The sequence below is a fragment of the Hyalangium sp. genome (assembly GCF_035629615.1).
Lineage (GTDB): Bacteria > Myxococcota > Myxococcia > Myxococcales > Myxococcaceae > Hyalangium.
Genome location: NZ_DASPHO010000205.1, coordinates 1 through 22,415, shown reverse-complemented (window position 1 = coordinate 22,415; position 22,415 = coordinate 1). Strand labels below are relative to the sequence as shown.

Here is a 22,415-nt window from a genome sequence, read left to right as displayed (position 1 = left end):
GCGCGCGCGGTCCCATGGAATGGCACAGCGTGGGCATCACCCTTTCATGGGGGAGATGCCCTCACAGGTCAGGGGGAGGAATCTCTCGCACGAGCCCTGCCTTCATCGGCAGGTACGGCGGAGTGGTCGGCAGGTCGAGCGGCGCCCAAGACGCGGGCGCTCACGAGCCCCATAGGCTAAATAGGACCCGAGCTCCTCAGCATGCGAGCGTTTCGAGATTTGATTTTCCCGTCACTGCAATACGACGGCAATCGTGTTGGTCACGCAGTAGAGGCGACCGACGTTGTCGTAGAGCTGGGCATAGCGGAGGTAGGTTCCGCTAATTCCGCCTGACGGGGGATTCTGGAAGCCGGTCAGCACGGACGTCCCATAGCCGACAGTGCCGGGGTAGCCTTCGCCGCTCGGTGGAATATCAGCGACGCCATTCTTGCTGCCATGGAACACGACGGTGAAGTACGTGGGAGGCCAGTAAGGCGGCAATGGCGAAAAATCGACCCCGGGTGGTTGGATATTGATGCTGAAACTGAAGAATTGGCCGAGCGTAATATAGGACGACGGGTTGACGTTGAGTGAACAATTGGCATCCGCGATCGCATCGCTCGCTGTGAGCGCGGACATCAACACAACGGCAGCCAGAATCGACTTGAGCTTCATGCTAGTTCCTTTTCGCAGTGGGAGGACAACAACAGTGGTAGTTCCTTTGGAGGAGAGAGGTAGCGCCTCTCACTGGGGAAGCGTCTCGACAGGGCTGAACGCCCGAGGGCCGCCGGGCTCACCTGCTAGGGCTGCCCTCGGGACCCTCCACTCCACTGGCTCTGGCCGTGGACGGTCGTATACTCCACCGCCCCCCGAGGCGAGCCTCACGGAGCCTGCAGGAGCCTCGGTCATTTGAACCTGGATCGGTTGAGTCGCCTCCGTGGCTCTGCTCGGCAGCAACAAGAACATCTCTGGGTCATACACGGGCGTAAGGTAGTAGCTGTAGTAGAGCGGCGCGTGAACCTGGAGCTTCCAATTCCTGTCCCGCCACAAGGCAGATACATGATAGGTATTGCGCTCCCAGTCCACCCGGCCGAGCTTGGCGACCGCCTGGGGGTAGTGATAGTCGTAGACTCCATTGTACCAATGGAGTCGAACGCGCAGGTTGAAGGCAGAGCCCGCCAGGAGCGCGATTCGCGCAAAGCGTCCCTCCGGAAGAGCCGGAATGTCGGCGATCTTTCCTCCGTCGAGATGGACCTCGAGGTGGAGGCTGGACCCCTCGACACGCACGTCGGGCGGCGAGAGATAGCGGCCATCCTGGTCACGATCCACGACCGAATAGGGCCGCCGGGTAATATTATCGATGATCTCCGTGTAGTAGAACGGAGTGCCTCGATTGAAGCTATCCGGGATGACGAAGACGTCCGTGCCGTTGAAGATCGCTGTGTAGGTAGGCTCGGAGATGTCCACCGTGCCCACGGCGATCGCTCCGGGTTCCACGCCCAGGAGCCCGTGATAGACGACCTGGAGATACACGTCCGTCGCCTCGAATGGAACAGGCTCGGCAAGAGTGAAGGTCAACTCCTGCGTGTGGCCACTCTCGAGCGTGAGCGTCTGCTCCGCCGAGGTGACAATGAACTGTTCCTGGGTCACGTAGGTTTTTCCCTCCTCACAGGGGGGAGGGATCAGACGGCCTGAAGGGCTCGCCTCGAACTCTCCTGACAGGTCCGGCTTGTAGCACTCGTTGCGGCGGAACTTCACGACCGCCACGACGTTCCCGCCACGCATTGTCTCACCGGGCGTGACGTTCTTGACCTTCGCCTTGATCGTCGTGAAGCCTTGTCCCTGGGAATGATCCGCGGTGGCGTAGGCCCCCAGGGCGGGCGGCGTGATCTCCAGCCTGCCCCGGAAGAAGTAGTTGATGAAGCCCGCCGAGTAGCTCACGGTCCTGGGAATCAGCACCCGCTGGGCCTCATCCAGGTTGAAGCGGTTGAGCGCGAAGAGACGCGTGACCGTGTATTGGATATCTTCATCCCACCTGTCATAGATCACCTCCACGCCCTTGTTACGCAGGTCTTGATCATAGATCGAGAGGGTCGAGGCCTTCTCGATGGCCAGCGTGGGTCCCAGGGAGGGGTACATCGTCATGATGCAGGCGACACCGTGCCCGCTGCACAGGGAGGCCATGTGTGGCGGGACCGACTCAGGAGCGCCGTAGAGCTCCTCGAGCGTGTAATCCCTGGGAGTTCCCGGGACCGGTTGTGGGTACGTCGGCGTGACGACCTGGTCACGCCAGAGCTCGAAGTTGGTGCCTTGGCTGACAAAGTTCCGGTTGGTGAACTCCGCCATGCCACTCTGGGCGTCGTTCACCCAGAAATGGAACGGGTGCCTGAGCTCAGGAGCACCGGGAAAGGCGGCTTGGACCTGCCCAGAAGTCGCGAGCTCCATCACACGTCCGCGCGATTCCTTTGTGTAACGTTCATACAGGCTGGGGTTCTGGAGGGGCCCCAGATACCAAGCCTCGACATGTTGGTCGTTCCTCACGTGCTGCGGCTGGGCCATGTCTTGAATATGGTGGATGACATGGCCCAGTTTCAGAAATGTATCGGCCCAATACTGGTCGCGCTGCTCTTGGGAACCAGGAGTGGTCAGGGCCTGATACATGGACCTCCGCGCGTCCCTGAAAGAGAAGTCCTGCTCTGGGATTTCTTCTTCGTCAAACAGCCGATCCTCGAGTGCCCAGGCGGGAGAAATCTTTCCCCAGACCCTTCCAAAGGCAGTCAGGGGGCGGCCATGGACAGGATCGTAGAAGTGATTGAAGACACGAAAGTCCGCGTCTTCAAGGCGAACGCCCTCCGCGATTAAATAGCTGGGTGCACCACGGCCGAGATAGAATGGAAACCGGCGGTTCCCGACCCACGAGGCAAGCCCTAGGTCTTTCATGAGTCCGGCGTTGGGGCTGGCCATCGACTTGTCCACGGCGGCTCTCGTCAGATCAGGATGGGTAATGCCATCATCATAGGCCCACGAAGGCGGAGCGAACGAAAGGGCGAGGAGCAGCAGGAAGAGTTTCTTGTCCATTTTGCAAGTCCCCTTGATGGCTTCACATCTCATCGATCCGCCAGACCCCGTCCGGGCCCTGAAGGAAATAGATCAAATAGAGCCGGTGGACACCGTTGTCTGGCCGTCTCACGGCATACTCTCCTATCGTGGGGGAGAGGCCCGCCCTGGCCAGCGGCGAATATGAGGCGATGATCTCGGGCATGAATGGCAGGAGCGCATCGAACACAGGCCCGTATTTCTCCCGGGCCCTGGGGTTCAGGTACTTCATCGCTAGGGCCTTGTCCCCCGCGGTCAATGCCTCGTTCATGCCATTCCAGATGGCGCCGAAGAGCTGATCCATCTGGTTCCCCTCGCGCGCTTCAATCACCAGGCTCTGGCGGAAGCTGGCTCCAGCGCTGTCCGTCATGACGAAGGTGGGGGTGAACACCCCCATGGGATAGGTCGCGGTGCGCACCGAGGAACCGCCCGCTGGCAGCGTGAATGGTCCGGCTCCATCCACGGTATAGCTGGCGGGCTGAGCGGTCCGGTTGGTGACGGTGAAGGTGACCGCCAGGGGCGCCAATCCCACCGCGGGAGTCGCGCTGACGTCGAACGGGAGGGCCTGCCCGGTCGCGACGACCGTGACGCTCTCCGTCAGCGTGTCTCCCTCGAAAAGGGCCAACGTGGCGGTCAGTGTATTGCCCCCCGCCTGCAGGGGCACGCTGGCATGGAAACCGCCGCTGGCATCCCAGGCTGCGGTGACCCCGTTGACCGTTACACCCGAGTTGGGGGGGCGGCTGGAGACCCATCCTGTCACCAGCACCCGGTCACCTGGAATGCTCGCGCCGTTGATTGGATGGGTGATGGTGAGCGTCAGGCCACTGCCGACCACGGTCACCTCCACCGCCGCCGAAGCCGTCGAGGCACCGAGGTCGTCGGTCGCCCTCGCGCTCAGGCGGTGAGTCCCCTCGGGCACCTGGGTGAGCGTGACGGTGTAGGGGCTGGAGGTGGCGGTCCCCACCGGCACGCCATCCAGGAAGAACTCCACCCTGCTGACGGCGCCGTCGCTGTCGGAGGCCGCAGCCTCGACATGAATCGTCGCGGGAGCCGTGAAGGAGGCCCCGTCCAAGGGGCGGGTGATGGCCACGGTGGGTGGACTGTTGGAGGGCCCGGTCGTCGGGCAGATGTCCCGCTCGATCAATGGGTGGAGGTAGCCGGAGGCGTTGCCCGTCAGCGACCGGGCATAGAGGCCACCCTGGAAGCTGCCGTTGCTGAAGTGGATGTCCGCGCTGGGAGCCAACACCGTGCCCCAGAAGCCGAAGCCCTGGGCCTGGAGGGCCGTGGCCTCCACGAAGTTGTAGAGCACCCGGTGCGGATCGATGCCTCCGCTGAACTGGATGCCGAAGCCGCTGAACGACGCCGAGCCGCCATGGATGTTGACCACGACGAAGGAAGTGGCAGGCGCTTCGATGGACCACAGCGTGGCGCCCTGGAACAGGCTGGACTCCAGATGGAAGACGTTCACCTCCGGGTCCGTTCCACGCAACATGACGCCGCCCCAGGGCTCACGCGTCGTCGTGCCGTTGGCCTGCAAGCCGGACAACGCCGTGGAGAGACTGTGCAGGGTGGCTCCCCGGAGGCTGAAGTCGACAGGCGCGCCCCTCGACGCTGTGCCCCGGCTGAAGATCACGGACGAGCTAGCGGTGTAGCTCCCTCCATACCAGGCGTCACCGTGGACCCCTCCCTCGGAGAGGTTCAGGTCGCCGCCCGCCACCAGGGCCTGGGAGATGTCACCCTCTGGCAGCCCCGCTCCGACCGAGAAGTGGCTCAGGGTGATGTGGCCACCGGCCGCCACCTTGCCCTGCACATCGGTGCCCTGAGTGTAGTCCCCGAGCAGGAAGAGGTTGTAGTCGCTCAGGCGGACCTGGATGCACGGCGGTGCCTCCTGCTCGAGAAGGCGGTTCGTCATGCCGTGGCTCGTTCCGGCGCTCGAGCCGATCGCCCTGCCAGGGGCGTCCTTGTCGAGCCCCCAGACTCGCAGCACCCCTTCCGGCGTGAAGCCGTGGCCCACCCCGGCCCATACGCCCAACCCCACGGCGACCAGCGCCAAGGCGATCCCGCTGCGTAAGCGCGTGACAAAGGCTCTGACCCGTTCGCCCATCATCCGTGCCCTCCTGGTGCTCCGTTTCCAGCTTGTTTCACTCGAAGTGATGTAGACGGCAGTGAAGATCCGATGAATTTTGACGGTCGCGTCGGCCGTGAACCGCGCGGGGGGCTGGACGCCCGAAAAGCCCAGGGGATCGACCCGGGCGAGCGAGACGAGCCGCACGCGCGATCCCCCGGGACACCGGCGCTTACGGGCCAGTGCAACCGCGCCCCTCGACAATCGTGCCCCAATCGTCCCACCACAGCGTCACGCGGTAGTACCTGATCGGTCCCCACATCGCCGGGCTGCTGTCGCCGTAACAGGTCGTGATGTAGACCGTCTGGTCCCAGGGCGCCGTGCGTGCCTTGTACAGCATGTTATCGAGGTAGATTTCAGCGCTCGGGGCCTGGAAGAACGCGGTCAGCGTGTCGAGCTCCGCAGCTCGCGAGTAGGGATCCGGGCACAATCGGCCTCGGGTCCTGCCAAGGCGGATCCCGCCAGCACGGATGTCATCAAAATGCTTGCGGTCCTCACTGCTTTCATCAGATGGGTTCCTCTCTCTTTGAGGTTGAGATGGTGCATCTGCTCCCCTGACCTCGTGTGCGCGTGGGTATCGACGGTCCTACCTCGTGCACACTTCCGGCAGAGCAACAGGGGTGCCAGCCTGAGATCCCCTGGATTGACGAGACTTTGTCTACGCTGGGACGGGCCCATGGCTGTGCCCGCACGCGCGCGGTCCCATGAAACGGCACAGCGCAGACGTCACCCTGCCCTGGGGCAGATGCCCTCACAGGTTACGGGGCGTGGACTTCGCCAGACTCCACGAGCGGCACCTCGGCCCGCGAGCGCCGCAGCAGCACCTGCTCCATGCGGCACTGCTCGGGCGCCTTGTCGGGCCGCCAGCGCACGAACTGGGTGCCACTCCGGAAGCGGCCCTGGCTGAAGTGGTCATACGCCACCTCCACCACCATCCGGGTCTCCAGCGGTTCCCAGGCTCCGTCCCGCTTGCTCCAGCGGCTGGGCCCTCCGGGGGCCTTGCCGGTGAACCCTGGGCCTCCCCGAATCGATTCGAGCGGTTCGACGAGCGCCTTCTTGTCCTTCGCAGAGAAGCTCGAGCAGAAGCCCACGTGGTGCAGCAGCCCGTCCTCGCCGTAGAGGCCGAGCAGTAGCGAGCCCACCCCACGCTCTCGCTTCTCCGCCCAGCGGAAGCCACCCACCACACAGTCGACGGTGCGCTGCGGCTTCACCTTCATCATCCCCGTGCGCTCTCCAGAGGTGTATCGGGCGGCAAGCCGCTTGGCGATCACCCCGTCCATGCCGGGCTCACCGAGCCAGGCCCGAGCCACCTCCTCCGAGTGCGTCGCGGGAGACAGCCGGATCTGCCCCTTCGGAGCGAGATAGCGCGAGGCGAAGGCCTCCAGCTTCTCTCGCCGCAGGAGAAGCGGCTTGTCCGTGAGCCGTTGCTTCCGGGAGTCCACGAGCAGATCGAACACGTAGAGCCGCGAGGGGGTCTGTCTCGCGAGCATGGACACGCGGCTGGCTGCAGGGTGGATGCGCTGCAGCAGCGCGTCGAAGGAGAGCCCTCCGTCCTCAGGGATGACGATCTCCCCGTCCAGCACGAAGCGCTGGGGTGAGAGCTCGCGCACGGCAGCCACGAGCTCGGGGAAGTACCGACCCAGCGGCTGCCCTGCCTTGGACTGCAGTTCCACCTGATCCCCGTCGCGGTAGACGAGGCACCGGAAGCCGTCCCACTTGGGCTCGTACTGCCAGTCATCACCGGAAGGAATCTCCCGCACGAGCTCCGCTTCCATGGGCGGGAACGGCGGCGTGAGCGGCAGATCGAGCGGCGCCCACGAAGCGGGCGCAGGGGCCCGAGGCGGTTTCACAGGAACCTCCCGAGTTCCACCCGTCCCTTGGGAGACATCAGCGGCTTCCAGAGATCTCCCAGGCGCTCCACGCGGGCAGGCACATTGCGCAAGGTGAAGTCCTCGATGCGCACGCCGGCTTCCAGTTCCTCCCACGTCACAGGGGTGGACACGCTGGCGTACCGAGTGGGGCGCACCGAGTAGATGGAGGCGAGCGTGCGCCCCAAGGCGTTCTGGTTGTAGTCCACGAGCACCCGCCCCCGCGGGCGCTTCGCCACGCGGTACTCGGCGGTGATCAGGTCCGGATGATGCCCGGCCAGCTCCTGCGCGAGCGCCTTGGCAATGGTCCACACCTGCTTCTGTGTGGGGCCGCGGCGGATCGGCACGTAGAGGTGCAGCCCCTTGGAGCCAGAGGTCTTCACGAGCGTGGGCATCTTCAGGCCCTCGAGCACGTCCCTCAGCACGAGCCCGGTCTCCACGACCTGCTCCCAGCTCGCGTCGAATGGATCCAGATCGAAGTGCAGGTAGTCCGGCCGCTGCACGTCATCGCAGCGGGCATACCAGGGGTTCAGATCGATGCAGCCCAGGTTCACCACCCAGAGCAGCGACGCCAGGTCCCCCACCACTGGGAAGTCGATGACATTCCCCGCGCCATGGGTGATGGAGCAGGTCTGCACCCAGTCCGGGCGTGGCACGGGGGCCCGCTTCATGAAGAAGAACGGCCCGAAGGCCCCGTTCGGGTACCGCTTCATGACCATGGCACGGTCGCGCACGTGAGGCAGGAGCACCGACGCCACATGCGCGTAGTAGCGCAGCAGATCCCCCTTCGTGATGCCGAGCTCGGGCCAGAAGGGCTTCTCCAGATGGGTCAGACGCAGCTCGCGGCCCTCGATCGTCAGGGTGAGCTCCCCGCTCGCCCCTTCCTCCAGGCTGTCCAACGCCTCCGCATTCATGCTCCCCAAGTTAAGGCTGCGATCATGCACACGGCAGACCCTCGGGAGCGGGAACGTCCGGAAAGCAAGGAGGCTGACGGGCGCCGCGGAGGCCGATTTTCAGCCTCCAGCGCGAGCGAGAGAAAACCTCACAGGGGAAGTTCACCGCTCCCACCTTTGAGGTAGGGCAACTGAGCGAGGAGCACGCTAGACTCCGCTCCGCTTTGGGAAAGTCCTACGACGCGATTGTGATCGGTGCAGGTCCCAACGGCCTGGCAGCAGCCATCACGCTGGCGCAGGCGGGGCGCTCGGTGCTGGTGCGCGAGGCGAACGCCACCGTCGGCGGCTCGTGCCGGTCCGCGGAGCTGACACTGCCGGGGTTCGTCCACGACATCTGCTCCACCGTGCAGGCCCTGGCCCTCGCGTCGCCCTTCATGCGCAGCCTGCCTCTGGCGGAACACGGGCTGGAGCTCGTCCACCCCAAGGCGGCCTATGCCCAACCACTCGATGACGGCACCGCGGGCGTGGCCTATCCGTCGCTCGACGAGACGGCCTCCACGCTGGGCCGCGACGGCGCCGCCTGGAAGAAGCTGTTCGGCCCCCTCGTGCGCGACTGGCAGAAGCTCGTGCCGGAGCTGCTCGGCCCCTTCTCTCCTTTCCCGCGCCACCCCTTCGCCATGGCGAACTTCGGGCTGAAGGCCCTCCGCTCCGCCCGGAGCCTGGCGCATGGGTGGTTCGAGGGTGAGCATGCCAAGGGCCTGTTCGCCGGCGTCGCGGCGCACTCGATCGTCCCGCTGGAGAGGATGGCGACCAGCGCGTTCGGGCTCGTGCTCGGTGCCAGCGCTCATGCCGGCGGCTGGCCCGTGGCACGTGGTGGCTCCCAGAAGCTGGCGGACGCGCTGGCGTCGATCCTGCGTTCGCTGGGCGGAGAGATAGAGCTCCAGGCTCGTGTGGAGACTCTCGACGAGCTGCCACCCGCCAAGGCCGTCCTCTGTGACGTCACGGCCCGGCAGCTGCTGAAGCTCGCCGGCCCCAGGCTGCCCCAGGGCTACCAGAAGCGCCTGCAGGCATTCCGCTACGGTCCCGGCGTGCACAAGGTGGACTGGGCGCTGTCGGAGCCCATCCCGTGGAAGGCCTCTGGCTGCCGGGATGCCGGGACGATCCATCTGGGCGGCACGTTCGACGAGCTCGCCGAGGCCGAACGGGCCCCATGGGAGGGGCGCTATGCCGAGAAGCCCTACGTGCTGCTCGTGCAGTACCCGTTCGAGCCGAGCCGCGCACCGGCAGGGAAGCAGATCGCCTGGGCGTACTGCCACGTGCCCAACGGGGGAGAGCTCGACGTCACCGACCGCATCGAGCGCCAGATCGAGCGCTTCGCGCCCGGGTTCAAGGACACCATCCTCGCCCGCAGCGCCATGGGCCCGGCCGCCATGGAGCGCCACAACGCGAACCTCATCGGGGGCGACATCACCGGCGGGGCGAACCTGTTCTCGCAGGTCTTCGCACGGCCGACGCTGCGTGTGAACCCGTACAAGACGCCCGTGAAGGGGCTCTATCTGTGCTCCTCCTCTACCCCGCCGGGTGGAGGGGTCCATGGGATGTCCGGCTACCACGCGGCGCGGACGGCGCTGCGTGACGTGCTGCGCTGACGCCCCCACCCTCCCTGACAACTCGTGAAGTCGGAGTCGAACTACCCGGCCACCATGGGCTCGAGGCGCAGCTCCCGCCGCAGCTTCCGAGCATGACCGAGCAACAGCTCGCGACTGTCTCCGGAGTCCACCGGCTGGACGAACAAGGGCATGCGCCACTCGCCCGCGATGAGCCGGGCGGGAGCCAGCGAGACGAGCTGGCTCTCCCCGCCGGACCGGAGCGCCACCAGCGAGCCATGGGCCCACCCCAGCAGCCGCGCCGGAGGCATCCGACTCCCCAGACGGACCGCCTGCCCGCCGCTCTGCAGCGTGGCCAGGGCCTGGGGCTCCACCTTCACGGACTCCTTCGCGGTGCTCGCCAGCGGCCCTCCGGGCCACTCCTGCACAGTGAGCGGCAACCCGAGGCGGCTTGCCGCGCGGACCAGCCCCTGACGCACCAGCCCTCGATGGCAGCTCCCCGAGCTCCAGGGCGATGCGCAGCTGCAGAAGAAGACAACGCGCCTCCGCTGTGATTGCTGCGCGAGCGCGAGCCCCAGCAGCTCATGGACATCCGCAGGAGCCCGCAGGCGCATGGGGCCGCTGCCCGTGTCGATGGCGGCGTTGCCCAGCCCCCGCATCCACCGGTGCCGCTCCCGGCCCAGGCGGCGCTCGAAGGTGTCCTCGCGAAACCCCACCGCCCGTACCTGACGGCGGACCCGGATGTCGACGAAGACCGGCGGCTCGTAGCCGCGCTCGGCCTCCACGACATCGAAGGCGCGCACCAGCTCGGCGGTGGCGTTTCCCCAGCCTTCATAACCCCATGAAAAGACGGTGAGCATGGGCTCATCATGCCTGCCCCTCGGCCCGGGGGCGACACCGCTGACGCCACCCTGTTCTGTGTGACATCTGCGTCAGGGACAAGCGGGCTGCAATCGTTTCCGCGATGCTGCGTACAGCCGGGGCCTGGTGTTCCGGCCCAGGCCGCAAAGGAACCAAGACATGGACGTGACCGAGGCCATCGTCGTCGTCATGGTGGTGGGAATTACGTGCGGCATCCCCCTGCTGGGCTTGACCATCCGCTTCTCGCTCAAGCCGTTGGTGGAGGCCTTCATCCGTCTGCGCGAGGCGCAGTTCGCCGCTCCCCAGATACAGATGCTCCGTGAGCGGGTGGCCTACCTGGAGCGGCAGCTGGAGCTGCACGGGCTGACGGACCGCGCCACCTCCGCCCCCCTGCAGCAGCTCGCGCCAGAGCACCTCCCCACCGTGACGAAGGATCGCGAGCGGATCTAGTCACGGCTGGGGCGCCAGCGAGAGCAGCACCGACAGCAGCGGGTCGGCGTGCGCGCTCTTGCGCCAAGCCGCGTAGATGGAGAACTCCCGGGCCGGCTGGGCCACGGGCTGCGCCACGACGCCGGGCACCCGAGGCCCCTTTGGCAGCAGCGACGCCAGCAGCGAGTAGCCCAGCCCCGCCGCCACGAAGCCGAGGATCGTCTCCGAGGAGTCCGCCGCGTGCAGCCGCCGGGGTGTCACCCCGTTCTGCGCGAGCGCGGAGAGCTGAAGCTCCCGGAGCTGAAGATCCGCGCTGTAGGCGATGAAGGGCTCGTCCCCGAGCTGCCGGAGGCTCACCGTCCCCTTCTCGGCCAGCGGGTGGTTGGAGGGGAACACGAGGAAGGCCTGCGCCTTTCCCACCTGCCGCGCCTCGAGATCCACGGGCACCTCGGGCAGGTGATCCACCAGCAGGTCCGCCTCGCCCGAGCGCACGAGCGCCACCGCGGGCACCTTCGCCTCGAAGAGCTCCACCTCGATGTCGGGCCGCTGGCGCTGCAGCCGCCGCATCCACGGGGGCAGCAGGTAGCGCAGCATGTGCCCCGAGGCGTGGATGCGCAGCCGCCCTCCCACCTCGCCCGAGCGCAGCGAGCGCGCCACCGAGGGCAGGCCCTCCAGGAAGGGCGCGACGTACTCGTAGAGCGCGCGGCCCTCCGGCGTGAGGATGACGCGATCCTTCCCCACTCGCTCGAACAGGCGAACGCCCACCTCGGCCTCCAGCCGCTTCACCTGCTGGTGCACGCCGGGCTGGGTGATGGGGTACGGGAATGAGCGAGCCGCCCGCGCGTACCCCTCGCACCGAGCCACCCAATAGAAGCCTTCGAGACGCTGGAGCTGAATCATTCACTGCATGTTATCGAATGCCGATGGCTTAGTTCCATGCAGTTGACGAAGGAAAGGAGCATTCTGTCTCTCGTCAACGCAACCGAACCCGGAGGAACCCATGTCCCGCCCCACCACCCCCGCCGTCCAGTCCGCTCACAGCAACGCCTGGGTCATCCAGACCTGGCTCTCCTGGGTGCTCGCCGTGGGAGTTACCAGCATGGGCGTCTGGTTCCTGCCCGTGGATGGCTGGATGAAGGCGTTCCTCGGCATGGGCATGCTCTTCACCGTGGGCTCCACCTTCAGCCTGGCCAAGACGGTGCGGGACGTGCACGAGCAGCAGCGCATCGTGTCCCGCATCGACGAGGCGCGGATGACCAAGCTGCTCGCCGAGATCGACCCGCTCTCCCCCAAGCTGTAGTCGCGCCTACTCTCCCGCCGGGCTTAGGAAGGGCCGCAGGAAGTCATCGGCCTCGGCGGCAATCCGACCGAGCGAGGCCAGCAGCTCGTGGCCATCGTCCACCTCCACGAGCCGGACGTGGCGCTTGCCTCGAGCCCACTGACGCGAGGCGGAGATGTCGGTGGTGTCGTCCTGGCGCCCGTGGATGATGAGCGTCGGCACACGCACCTCGGGCCAGCCGCCGGATCTGCTGTCAATGGCCTCCACGTCCGGGACGAAGCCGAAGCCCACCCGGGCCTGGCGCTTCTCGGCGTGGTCCAGCAGCTCCAGCCACCCCGTCTCCTCCCACCGGCGCATGCCCTCGGCGCCGATCCGGCGGCGCATCTGCTCCATCGCCCGGAGCGCCGGGGCCAGCAGCACGAGCGCGCACACCCGCGCGTCCTCCTCCGCCACCCGGCAGGCTGTCAGCCCGCCCAGGCTCGAGCCGAAGAGGATGGCCCGATCCCGCTCACCCCCGATGGCCTCGCGCACCGTCTGCATCATGGCGCCCAGGCACAGGTGCTCCAGGGACGGCTGGCGCAGGTTCAGCCGCTCCAGGTGGATGCCCTGCCGCGCGTAGTGGGCCGACAGCGCGACGCCCTTGGCGGAGCCCGGCCCCGAGGCAAAGCCGTGCAGGTACAGCCACCGGGGACCCGTCTGCGCACCCTGCTCGACATTCATGGGCCGGTAATGTACCTCGCTCCCCCATGCGCTTCGCCATCGTGGGCTCGGGTGCGGTTGGTGGCTACTTCGGTGCAAGGCTCGTCCGCTCGGGTCATGACGTCACGTTCCTCGCCCGGGGTGCACACCTGGAGGCGATCCGCCAGCGCGGGCTCGAGATCCGCAGCTCCGCCGGAGACTTCACTGTCCGCGCACGCGCCGAGGCCGATCCCTCCCTCGTGGGTCCCGTGGACGTGGTGATGCTCGCCGTGAAGGCGTACGACAACGCCACCGCGCTGCCCATGGTGAAGACGCTGCTCTCCCAGGCGGCGTCCCCTGCATCCGCCGAGGGCCTGCCCGTCGTGCTCCCCCTGCAGAACGGGGTGGACAGCCCCGGTGAGCTGGCCTCCGTCGTGGGCGAGCGGGCCGTGCTGGGCGGCTCTGCCTACATCTCCACGGCGGTGGCGGGGCCGGGCGTCATCACCCAGGCGGGCACCCACCAGCGCATCACCTTAGGGGAGTTCTTTGGAGACACCTCCCGCCTCTCTGCGCGCGTGTTGGCCCTGCGTGACGCACTGGCGAGCGCCGGCATCCAGGTCGAGGCGGTGCCCGATGCGCGCGTGACGCTGTGGGACAAGCTCATCTTCCTGGCGCCGTTTGCCGGGATCATGGGCTGCTCCCGCCTGCCGCTCGGCCGGCTGTGGTCCATTCCGGCCTCGCGTGAGGTGTACCTGGCAGCGGCGGCCGAGGTGGCACGCGTCGCCACCTTCGAGGGGGTGGCCATCACCTCCCGTATGGACGCGATCGAGAGAACCGTGGACGCGCTTCCTCCCGACGTGAAGGCCTCGCTGCTGCTCGATCTGGAGCAGGACAAGCCCATCGAGGTGGAGGCCTTGATGGGCTCGGTGGTGCGCCGGGGCCGCGCGGCAAGCATCCCCACCCCGGTGATGGCCACCTTCTACGGGCTTCTCAAGCCCCATGAGCATGGGCGACGCCAAGCCTGATTCGCGGTACCTCACGAGCGCTCAAGCGCCGTCGCCTGAGCCCGCCCCAGGGCCCGGGGCTCGCAGCAGCGCCAGGGCGCGCTGGAAGTCCTCGGGCAGCGGCGCCTCTACCCGCACGAGCGCTCCCGTCGAGGGGCGTGGCAGGGAGAGGTGGAGCGCGTGCAGCGCCTGCCGTCCCAGCGCCCGTGCGGCCGGGTGCGAGCGCACCTCCGCGGGGCCGTAGAGGGTATCGCCCAGGACGGGGTATCCCGCCTCGGAGAGCTGGACGCGGATCTGGTGCGTGCGGCCCGTCTCGAGCCGCACCTCCAGCAGCGTGGCGCCACGGAGCCGCTCCCGCACCTCGAAGGAGAGCGCCGCACGGCGCGCGGACGGGACGCGGGTGGTGAAGCGACGCGGGTCCTTCGGGTCCCGGCCGTAGGGGGCCTCCAGCCGTCCCTGCTCGGGCGCCTCTCCCAGCACGAGCGTCCAGTAGCGCTTGTCCACGCGCTTCTCCTGGAAGGCCCGGTCGAGCGCCGCCACGGCCTCATCGGTGCGCGCGAGCACGAGGCAGCCGCTCGTCTCCCGGTCCAGCCGGTGCACGACGCCGGGCTGCGCGACGCCCTCCACATCGAAGGGAGGCAGCCGGGCCGCGAGCAGTTCCACCACCGAGGCCTCGGAGTCACCCGGCTCCACCACGATGCCGGGGGGCTTGTTGACGATGACCATCGCCTCATCGTCGTAGAGCACAGGGAGCTCTGGCCCCTCCACGGAGCGCCTCGGAGGGCGGCGTGGGGGAGGCCGATCGATCTCGATCTCTTCGCCGCCCCAGAGCTTGCGGGTCGGCTGACACTTCTTCCCGCGGATGCGCACCTGCCCCTGGTCGATCAGCGCGCGGGCCCGCTCCAACGAGAGGCCCGGCACATGCTTTGACAGGTGCTTGTCGAGCCGCTCTCCGGCGGCCTCCCGGGGGACGATGATCTTCTGCGGCGCCATGAGGGCCCTCTCGGCGTCCCGGCCCTGCCAGGTCCCGCCGAGGTGGACTCAACAGGCGTAGGCCTGGAGATGCAAGCTGCCCCCGCGCAAACCCCGGTTAGACTGCTGACTCGTGAGAAGACTCCTCCCCGGCCCGGCGGCGCTGCTGGCACTCCTGGTAACGGTGCCCATCGCCCTGTCGCCGCTGAAGAACTACGACCTCTTCTTCCACCTGGCTGGGGGCAGGTGGCTCCTCTCACACGGCTTCACCCGCGAGGATCCCTTCAGCGTCACCGGCACCGCCGGGTGGGTCCCCCACGAGTGGGGCTTCGGCATCCTCGCGGAGCTCTCCCTGCGCGTCTTCGGCGCCGCCGGCCCCGAGCTGCTCATCGCCACCCTCATCTCCACCTTCGTGCTGCTCGCCTGGCGCGCCATCCGCGCCGTCTCTCCCACGCCGGGGCTCGTCGAGCTGGGAGTGCTCTGCCTCACGCTCGTGTCGCAGGCCTTCACCTGGTACCAGGAGCGCCCCTACCACCTGGGCCATGTCCTCTTCGCCCTCGCCGTGCTGCTGATGTTGGCCTGGCGACGCGGGAGCCAGCGCGCGCCCTGGCTCCTCGTCCCGCTCTGCGCCCTGTGGGCCAACCTGCACGGGAGCTGGATCCTCGGCCCAGCCCTGTTGGGCTCCACGGCGATCGGCGCGTGGATGGATGGCGGAGACGCCGCGCACCGCCGCCGCTGTCTCCTGGCCCTCGGAGCCGCGGCCCTCGCCTTCCTGGCCTCGGCGCTCTCTCCCAGCGGCCCCAGCATCTACCTCTACCCTCTCCTGCACTCTGTCCTGGCCTCCACCCAGACGCTGGAGGAGTGGCAGCCCCTTGATCTGACCTTGATCTTCGCGCGGTACTACCTGGCCTTCGCCTTCCTGGCCGTCTTCGTCTGGGGCGGCGCCCGCCCGCGCTCGTGGGCCCTCCTGCTGCCCGCGCTCGGGCTGACAGTGGCCTCCCTGGGCGCCCAGCGGCACGCTCCCTTCGCCGCCCTGCTCCTGGCCGTCTTCATCGCCGAGCACCACCCCCGCATGGCGCCCTCCGTGCTCCCCGACGCCGTGCGCGCCGCCTGGAAGCGGATGGATGGCTGGAGCGCGGCATGGATCCAGCGAGCGGGTGGCACCGCCTGGCCCTTCGTGGTGCTCGCCGGCCTCGCCTTCTCCGCAGTGCTGCACCCGGCCTCCATCCGCGAGCGCATCTACCCCGGCCGCTTCCCCCTGGCCTGCTTCGACACCCTGAAGTCCCTGCCGCCGGGCAAGGTGCTCAACCGCTTCATCATGGGCGGCGCCCTCTCCTACTTCGCCGGCCCCGAGTACAAGGTCTTCATCGACAGCCGGAATGATCCGTTCCCCCAGGAGATCCACGACGACTACGACAAGTTCGTCTATGGGCTGCCCGGCTGGCGGGACGCGCTGGCGCGGTACTCGCCCGACTACGTGCTGTGGAACCGAACCGGCCCCGGCAGCATCCTGCCGGACGCCCTGCAGCGGGAGGGCAGCTGGGCGAAGGTGATGGAGCCAGCGGGAGAAGACTGCATCCTGCTCCGGCGGGAGCGTCCATGAGCCGCCTGGGCTGGGCCGCCTTCCCCGTGGCGACGTTCCTCTTCACCCGCACCGCCATCCTCGCCTTCGCGAGCTGGTCGCTGCGCATGGATCCGCGGCTCCACTTCGAGGGCCCGCCCCTGCTCGATGTGCCCTCGCTGGGAGGCCTCTGCCGCTGGGACTGCCTGTACTACACGCACATCGCGCTCGAAGGGTACCGCGAGCCCTTCTGGACCAACTTCTTCCCGCTCTTCCCGCTGCTGGGCAAAGGGCTGTCGCTGCTCACCGGGCTGTCCCTGCCGTTCGCGCTCGTGCTGCTGGCGAACCTGGCCGGCCTGGGAGCGCTGCTCGCGGTGTACCGCGTCTTCCTGGAGACCGAGGGCGAAGACGTGGCGCGCGCGGGCCTGATCCTCTTCGCCGCCTTCCCTTTCGCCTTCTTCCAGGCCGCTGGCTACCCCGAGTCGCTCATGGTGCTCACCAGCGCGCTGGCCGTGCTCCTGGCCCTGCGCGGCCGGCACCTCGCGGCAGGGGCCGTCCTCGGGCTCGGGGTGCTGGCCCGGCACCTCACCATCGTCGCAGGCCTGTCCCTGCTCGCCGCGCAGGTGCGGGAGCGAGGCCTTCACCCCCGGCGCTTCCTCCTCCACCGCGACTTCCTCGGGCTCGTGCTGCCCTTCGGCTTTGCCGCGCTCTACATGGTCTACCTCCACGCCACCCGCGGAGAGGCGTTCGCCTGGTGGACGCACCGCAAGGAGGGCTGGGGCGAGCTGGCGTGGTTCGGCCTGGGGGATCTCGCCCGCGGCAGTGGCTTGCCCCTCGAGGTCTATCTCTACGTCCTGCTCTCGCTGGTGCCCGCCGCCGGCTCGGTGCTGCTGCTGCGCGAGCCTCGGTGGCGCGTGCTGGGGGCGTTCGCGGCCGGGCTGATGATCACCCTCTGGACGGTGGGCCTGGCAGGGCTGGGCCGCTACAGCGCGTCCTGCTGGCCCGCCTTCCTCCCGCTCGGAGTCTGGCTGGCGCGGCGCCCCACGCTGCTGCTGCCCTCTGTATGCGCGAGCGCCCTGTTGCAGGGCCTGTTCCTCTACCTCTTCGCGCACTGGTACAACGTCAACTGAGTCTGCTCAGGCCGAGGCGCCGCCGCACAGGCGCTCCACGAACTGCCGCAGGCTCTCGCGCTCGAAGGGCTTGTGCAGCAGCTCGACGGCCCGGGACTCGATGAACTCCATGGCCTGGGGGCTGAACACGCCGCCGGACATGAGGCCGGTGCGCCGCGCCAGCTCGGGCGCGCTGCGCTCCAGCTCCTGGAAGAACTGCACCCCGTTCATCTCCGGCATCATCACATCGCAGACGATGGCGTCGTAGCGCGTCCCGCTGGCGATGCGCTTGAGGGCCTCGCGCGCGTCCTGGAGCGCTTCGACCTCGTGCATGTCACGCAGCAACCGGCGCACGGCCGTGCCCACCGCGGGCTCGTCATCAATGAGGAGAACCTTCCGGCGCAGCATCTGAGCACTGCCCTTCTCCCGCCCGGTGGCCACGGCGGCTTCAGTCTTGGCCGTGAAAGCAGGAAGTACCAGGCGGAAGTTACTCCCCCACCCTGGCTTGCTGTGGACCTCGATCCAGCCACCCATGATCCGGATGAGGTTGTTGCAAATGGAGAGCCCCAGGCCCGTGCCAATCCCCACCGGCTTGGTGGTGAAGAAGGGCTCGAAGATCCGCTCCTGGACCTCGGGCGTCATCCCCTGTCCGTTGTCCTCCACCTCGATGACGATCCACTCTTCTCGGCTTCGGGTAGAGATGCGGATGCTGTTGTCCTCGACCGAGCGAGCCGGGGGGAAGGCCTGCAGCGCGTTCACCAGCAGGTTGACGAGCACCTGGCCCAGCCGCGCCTCGTTGCCATGAGCGGCCGCAACGGGATCGAGCGTGCACGTGAGCCGGGCCCGGTGATTGAACTCATTGCGAACCAGGCGGAGCGCGCCGTGAATGACCCGGTGGACATCCACCGGCCCCTGCGTCGCCTCGTCGGCGCGCGCGAAGGACTTCAGATCCTGGACGATGACGCGCACGCGCCCAGCACCCTCCAGCGACTCGCGGACGGCGTCGCGCACCTCGGTGAGCTGGGCCGCCGTCAGCTCCTGGCGAGCGAGCTGCTCTGAGATGAAGGTCAGGTTGGAGGAGAGGTAGGCCAGGGGGTTGTTGATCTCGTGCGCCACGCCGGCCGCCAGCATCCCCACGGAGGCCATCCGGTCCGTCAGCCGCAGCTGCATCTCCAGCCGCCGCCACTCGGTGACGTCGCGGATGATGCCGACGAGGAAGGGTTCGCCCCCCACTCCCGTGAAGGGCGCCTTCTTCGTGAGGAGGGTGCGGGAGCTGCCGAGGCCGTCCGTCAGGGTCTCCTCGTTCTCGTTCGGCTGGCCGGAGGCGAAGACCTCCTCGTCCTTCTTCCAGAAGACGTCCGCCTCCTGGGCAGGCACCACGTCGTAGTCGGACATGCCGAGCAGCATGTCCTCGGTGCGCCCGATGACGCGGCAGAACGCGGTGTTGAGGACGACGAAGCGGTGCGCGCGATCCTTGACGAAGACGGGATCCGGCAGGGCGTTGAGGATGTTGCGCAGAAAGTCCCGCGTGCGCTCCAGCTCGGACTGCACGTGGATGCGGGCCAGCTCCGCGCCGGCGCGGGCGCCCAGTGCCCCCATGAGGGCGTAGTCGATGAGGCCTGCCTCCAGCGGCTCTGTGTGCGCGACGGCCAGCACCCCGATGGGTTTCTGCTGGGCGTCCTTCAGCGCCACACCCAGGAATCCCACGGCGTTCAGCTGCTGGAGCACGGGATCCCGGGGGAAGCGGGCCTGGACTCCTTCGACGACATGGCAGCTGCCGTGCGTCACCACCTGCTGATGGGGCGAGCCGAGCACCGGCCACGTCACGCTCCTCCGGAAGCCCCCGTCCACCCAGAGCGTCAGCGTCTGCAAGCTCTCCCCGCCCGGCACCAGCTCGCCCACCAGGACGATGGAGACGCGGAGCGCCGAGGCGAGCTGGGACACCAGGGGTTGGAAGAAGTCGTGACCGATCTCCGCCGAGGTGCTGGAGAGCAGCACATAGAGCGCCTCCAGGGAGCTGAGCCGTGGCTTCTCCAGGCGCGCCAGATCGGGGACGTGCGCGTCCTCGGGACACAGGCGCCGGCGAAGCGCGATCAGCCGCACACCCCAGCTCTCCCCAGGCGGTGCCTGGCACTCGTCCGCGCCAGCCCGCGCCAGCTCGGCGAGCTCCGCGGAAGCCCGCCGCGTCAAGACCGTCAGGTGCGTCTGCATGCAGGAGCGGCGTGCGCGGAGCTGCCGACAGAGCGCGACCAGCTCCTCCAGCGGGCCTCCCGGATCCCCTAGGACCACGAGAGAGGGGGACTGGGACTCGGGGAGCTCCTCCAGCCTCTCTGCGCGGCGCACCTGGAGCGAGAGGTCCTTGCCTCCTTCGAGCAGGAAGCAGCGCTCCAGCTCCTCGTCCAACGGCGGTGGCACCTTCAAGAGTAGGACTTGCACCAATTCCTCTGCCTAGAACTGCCCCAGGATCACGCGAGCACGGCCTTCCATGGGGAGGGAGTGTTCCTCCACGGTGGGGAAGCCACGCTCGCGCGCGAGTCCCGCCAGGTAACGCCTCCAGGGATTGTACGGCATGCTGTTGTCGGAACAGCAGGGAACGACCGCGAAAGGCAGCCGATGCATGGCTGCATACTCGATGATGATCCGCGTCGCCCCGTCCGGGTGCATGCCCACGAGCAGCTCTGCCTCGCAGGGCTCCTCCAGCGAGAACGCACGCTCAGCGAAACGTACAGGTAGGTGTTTGTGGCGCAGATCGAAGGTGGTGACGGTGCGCCCGAACTTCGCCAGAGCCTCATTGAGCCGGCCCTGGCCTCCAGCGATGTCGAAGATGCGAGGGGCCGAGAAGCGCTCGACGATGAACTGGGCAAAGAGCTCGAAGCGACGCTTGTCAGCCATGCCCTGTCTCTCTACAGCAGGTGCGCTAGCGGTGGAATGTGGAAGAGAGATGCCGACCAGCGAGCATCCGACTCAGCGGCAGCCTGGTAGGCAGGTGCAAGGCTTAAGGGCCGGGCGTCAGGACTGCCTGTTGGAGAATCAGGGGGCGTTGGACAGCGCCTCCAGATGGCTCGAGTGTCTGGCGAGTCCACGGTGCCGTGCATGCTTGCCAGCACCTGGCCCTTCTCGTCCAGGGCGAGAACGTAGGGCTGGCGGCATCCTGTCGTCCCGCCTCCAGGGAGGGCACCTGGGCCAGCGGGGCCCTGCCTGCCTACCGCGACCCCTTTGACCGGCCAGGGCCAGGTGCCCCGAACGGGCGGCGCCTGTTGGCCCCAGGTTCCTGGCCTCGCGGTCTACCGCCGACGCTTCCGGGCCATCAGCGCGGAGAGCACGCCCAAGACCATCAGCGCCAGCGACGAGGGGTTGCCGCCCGAGGATGCGCAACCCACGCCGTTGCCGAGCAGCGCCCAGTCAGAGGGCGGAGGCGGAGGCGGATGATAGGTCCAGGTGGCGGTGGCGGGCGTTGGATCCACGTTGCCCGCAGTGTCCCGGGCGCGGACCTCGAGGGTGTGATCGCCCTCTGCGAGGTCCGCGAAGGTGTGGGGAGCCGAGCACGCGGAGAAGGTGCCACCATCGAGGCGGCACTCGTACGACACGCCAGACTCGTTGGAGCTGAAGTCAAACGTGGCGTCCGGATCCTGGGTCTCTCCCGAGGGCCCGGAGACGATGGTCGTGTCCGGCGCCACCGTGTCAATGACGAAGCGGACGGAGTTGGAGGGAGCACTGGTATTGCCCGCGACATCCGTGGCGGTGGCGACCGCCGTGTACGGACCATCTGCCAGCGGAGTGGCCGGCGTGAGGGTCCAGTTTCCCGTGGCGTCCGTGGTCGCCGTGCCCAGGTTGTTGCCGTTGAGCGTCACCGTCACCGTGCTGTTCGGCTCGGCGGTTCCGGAGAGGGGCGGCCGGTTGTTGCTCAGCACCTCGTCATTCTGGGGGCTGGTGATCACCGGAGCGCCGGGCGGCGTGGTGTCGATGGTGAAGCGGTGGGTGTTGGAGCGCTCGCTCGTGTTGCCCACAGCGTTGGTGGCCACGGCGCTGACGTCGTAGGTGCCCTCCGCCAACGGCGCGGTAGGCGTGAAACTCCAGCTCCCCGCTGCGTCCGCCTGGGTGGTTCCGAGCTGCTGCGAGCCCAGGAAGATCGTCACCGTGGTGTTGGCCTCGGAGGTGCCGGTGATGTCAGGCGTGGTGTCGTTCGTCACCGAGTTGTCGGCTGGCGTGACGATCACAGGCGGCGGCGGGATCGTGGCATCCACGGTGAAGGTGTTGGTGTTGGACTCGGGGCCGGTGTTGCCCACCGCGTCCGTCGCCGTGGCCTTCACCGTGTGGACGCCGTTCGTCAGGCCCACCGCGGACGTGAAGCTCCAGAGGCCCGCGGCATTGGCCGTAGTGGTCCCCGCCACCGTCCCATCCACAATGACTGTGACGGTGCTATTGGCCTCCGCCGTTCCCGTGTACGTCGGCGTGTTGTCGTTGATGGTCGAGCCGTCCGCCGGAGCCAGGACGATCGGTGCGGCTGGAGCCGTGGTGTCTACCGTGAAGCTGTTGGTGTTGGACTCCGCGCTCGTGTTCCTCGCCGCATCGGTCGCCGTGGCCTTCACCATGTGAATGCCGTCTGCCAGCGCCGCCACGGGCGAGAGGCTCCAGGCCCCTGTTGCATCCGCCGGGGTCGTCCCCACTGCTGTGCCGTCCACAAGGACCGTGACGGTGCTACCAGCCTCCGCTGTGCCGCTGTACGTCGGCGTGTTGTCGTTGGTGACTGCGCCGTTGGCCGGGGTGACAACCACCGGAGCGGCTGGCGCCGCGGTGTCCACCGTGAAGGTGTTGGTGTTGGACTCGGGACCGGTGTTGCCCACAGCATCCGTCGCCGTGGCCTTCACCGCGTGAGCACCATCCGCCAGCGGTACCACGGGCGTGAAGCTCCATGCCCCAGCGCCGTTGGCCACGGCCGTCCCTGCCACCACGC

Annotated in this window: 18 protein-coding genes; 6 read left to right on the top strand and 12 right to left on the bottom strand. The window is 67.8% G+C overall.

Going from position 1 to position 22,415, the window contains the following annotated elements; genetic code table 11:
- Positions 1 to 231: 231 nt before the first annotated feature.
- From VD972_RS10540 to ligD, 5 genes are all read right to left on the bottom strand, one after another.
- Positions 232 to 654 (bottom strand): hypothetical protein, encoded by a 423-nt coding sequence (locus VD972_RS10540; RefSeq protein WP_324984757.1) that lies wholly within the window; start codon positions 652 to 654, stop codon positions 232 to 234.
- A gap of 69 nt (positions 655 to 723) precedes the next feature.
- Positions 724 to 3,057 carry a hypothetical protein gene (locus tag VD972_RS10535; RefSeq protein ID WP_324984753.1) on the bottom strand — a complete coding sequence of 778 codons (2,334 nt, stop codon included), beginning with the start codon at positions 3,055 to 3,057 and terminating at the stop codon, positions 724 to 726.
- Between the two features lie 22 nt (positions 3,058 to 3,079).
- On the bottom strand, positions 3,080 to 5,182 hold the full coding sequence (locus VD972_RS10530) for a choice-of-anchor A family protein (protein ID WP_324984751.1): 2,103 nt from the start codon (positions 5,180 to 5,182) through the stop codon (positions 3,080 to 3,082).
- Between the two features lie 776 nt (positions 5,183 to 5,958).
- Positions 5,959 to 7,050 carry an ATP-dependent DNA ligase gene (locus VD972_RS10525; RefSeq protein ID WP_324984747.1) on the bottom strand — a complete coding sequence of 364 codons (1,092 nt, stop codon included), beginning with the start codon at positions 7,048 to 7,050 and terminating at the stop codon, positions 5,959 to 5,961.
- Positions 7,047 to 7,982, bottom strand: a complete 936-nt coding sequence (ligD, locus tag VD972_RS10520) for a non-homologous end-joining DNA ligase (protein WP_324984745.1) — start codon at positions 7,980 to 7,982, stop codon at positions 7,047 to 7,049. Before ligD ends, VD972_RS10525 begins: the two co-directional genes overlap by 4 nt.
- Positions 7,983 to 8,209: 227 nt before the next feature.
- Here ligD and VD972_RS10515 point away from each other — a divergent pair, with 227 nt between their 5' ends.
- Complete coding sequence (locus VD972_RS10515; protein WP_324984742.1) at positions 8,210 to 9,610, top strand: NAD(P)/FAD-dependent oxidoreductase; 1,401 nt, start codon at positions 8,210 to 8,212, stop codon at positions 9,608 to 9,610.
- A 41-nt stretch (positions 9,611 to 9,651) separates the two neighbouring features.
- On the opposite strand, the gene VD972_RS10510 is transcribed toward VD972_RS10515, so the two are convergent.
- On the bottom strand, positions 9,652 to 10,428 hold the full coding sequence (locus tag VD972_RS10510) for a hypothetical protein (RefSeq protein WP_324984739.1): 777 nt from the start codon (positions 10,426 to 10,428) through the stop codon (positions 9,652 to 9,654).
- Between the two features lie 160 nt (positions 10,429 to 10,588).
- Here VD972_RS10510 and VD972_RS10505 point away from each other — a divergent pair, with 160 nt between their 5' ends.
- Complete coding sequence (locus VD972_RS10505) at positions 10,589 to 10,879, top strand: hypothetical protein (RefSeq protein WP_324984736.1); 291 nt, start codon at positions 10,589 to 10,591, stop codon at positions 10,877 to 10,879.
- On the opposite strand, the gene VD972_RS10500 is transcribed toward VD972_RS10505, so the two are convergent.
- Positions 10,880 to 11,758: a LysR family transcriptional regulator gene (locus VD972_RS10500; RefSeq protein ID WP_324984733.1), complete on the bottom strand. Its 879-nt coding sequence runs from the start codon at positions 11,756 to 11,758 to the stop codon at positions 10,880 to 10,882.
- Positions 11,759 to 11,858: 100 nt separating this feature from the next.
- Here VD972_RS10500 and VD972_RS10495 point away from each other — a divergent pair, with 100 nt between their 5' ends.
- Positions 11,859 to 12,158 (top strand): YiaA/YiaB family inner membrane protein, encoded by a 300-nt coding sequence (locus VD972_RS10495; protein WP_324984730.1) that lies wholly within the window; start codon positions 11,859 to 11,861, stop codon positions 12,156 to 12,158.
- Positions 12,159 to 12,164: 6 nt separating this feature from the next.
- Here the strand turns inward: VD972_RS10495 and VD972_RS10490 are convergent, their stop codons facing one another.
- Positions 12,165 to 12,857 (bottom strand): YqiA/YcfP family alpha/beta fold hydrolase, encoded by a 693-nt coding sequence (locus VD972_RS10490; protein ID WP_324984726.1) that lies wholly within the window; start codon positions 12,855 to 12,857, stop codon positions 12,165 to 12,167.
- A gap of 26 nt (positions 12,858 to 12,883) precedes the next feature.
- On the opposite strand from VD972_RS10490, the gene VD972_RS10485 reads away from it, so the two are divergent.
- A complete protein-coding gene (locus VD972_RS10485) occupies positions 12,884 to 13,840 on the top strand; it encodes a 2-dehydropantoate 2-reductase (protein ID WP_324984723.1) in 957 nt (318 codons plus the stop codon).
- A 21-nt stretch (positions 13,841 to 13,861) separates the two neighbouring features.
- Here the strand turns inward: VD972_RS10485 and VD972_RS10480 are convergent, their stop codons facing one another.
- Positions 13,862 to 14,812, bottom strand: a complete 951-nt coding sequence (locus VD972_RS10480) for an RluA family pseudouridine synthase (RefSeq protein ID WP_324984720.1) — start codon at positions 14,810 to 14,812, stop codon at positions 13,862 to 13,864.
- A 112-nt stretch (positions 14,813 to 14,924) separates the two neighbouring features.
- Here VD972_RS10480 and VD972_RS10475 point away from each other — a divergent pair, with 112 nt between their 5' ends.
- Positions 14,925 to 16,394 carry a hypothetical protein gene (locus VD972_RS10475; RefSeq protein ID WP_324984717.1) on the top strand — a complete coding sequence of 490 codons (1,470 nt, stop codon included), beginning with the start codon at positions 14,925 to 14,927 and terminating at the stop codon, positions 16,392 to 16,394.
- Positions 16,391 to 17,482: a hypothetical protein gene (locus VD972_RS10470; protein WP_324984714.1), complete on the top strand. Its 1,092-nt coding sequence runs from the start codon at positions 16,391 to 16,393 to the stop codon at positions 17,480 to 17,482. Before VD972_RS10475 ends, VD972_RS10470 begins: the two co-directional genes overlap by 4 nt.
- Positions 17,483 to 17,488: 6 nt before the next feature.
- Here VD972_RS10470 and VD972_RS10465 read toward each other — a convergent pair whose 3' ends face one another.
- The 3 genes from VD972_RS10465 to VD972_RS10455 form a co-directional block, all read right to left on the bottom strand.
- Positions 17,489 to 19,897: a hybrid sensor histidine kinase/response regulator gene (locus VD972_RS10465; protein WP_324984711.1), complete on the bottom strand. Its 2,409-nt coding sequence runs from the start codon at positions 19,895 to 19,897 to the stop codon at positions 17,489 to 17,491.
- Between the two features lie 12 nt (positions 19,898 to 19,909).
- Positions 19,910 to 20,353 carry a hypothetical protein gene (locus tag VD972_RS10460; RefSeq protein ID WP_324984708.1) on the bottom strand — a complete coding sequence of 148 codons (444 nt, stop codon included), beginning with the start codon at positions 20,351 to 20,353 and terminating at the stop codon, positions 19,910 to 19,912.
- A 392-nt stretch (positions 20,354 to 20,745) separates the two neighbouring features.
- Positions 20,746 to 22,415: Ig-like domain-containing protein (locus tag VD972_RS10455; protein ID WP_324984706.1), on the bottom strand; the 1,670-nt coding region annotated here is incomplete at its 5' end.